This is a genomic window from Winogradskyella vincentii, from assembly GCF_020166345.1.
GTDB lineage: Bacteria > Bacteroidota > Bacteroidia > Flavobacteriales > Flavobacteriaceae > Winogradskyella > Winogradskyella vincentii.
Genome location: NZ_JAIUJS010000049.1, coordinates 1 through 381 on the forward strand (window position 1 = coordinate 1; position 381 = coordinate 381).

A 381-nucleotide genomic window follows, 5' to 3' on the forward strand; every position below is an offset into this window, starting at 1 on the left:
CGTTAGGGCTACGTTGCTCAAGGTCACGTTTCCTGTGTTCTCAACAGTGATCGTATAGGTCAGCTCGTCGCCAAGGCTCGCGCCTGCCGGTGCTATGTCGTTGCTGATCACAACCGTCTTCACGGACTCCATGCTCGGCATCTCAGCTATGCTGGTCTCCGTAGAGTCGTCCGTCGTGTTACCGTCCGTGTCGTCGCCGTCGTCACTCGTGTCGTTAACGTTTGTGCCCATAGGACTATCACCATCCGAAACAACGCTATTGCTCACGCCGCCCGCATCTACATCCGATTGCGTAATCACATATGTTGCCGTATAGGTCGCCGTCTCGCCGACCTGTAACGTACCTTCTAAACTTCCGAGGTCTGCACTTACAAACGTTGG

Annotated in this window: 1 protein-coding gene; it reads right to left on the minus strand. The window is 54.6% G+C overall.

Annotated features, from left to right (window positions below; genetic code table 11):
• Positions 1–381: DUF7507 domain-containing protein (locus tag LBV24_RS15400; protein WP_449667988.1), on the minus strand; the 381-nt coding region annotated here is incomplete at both ends.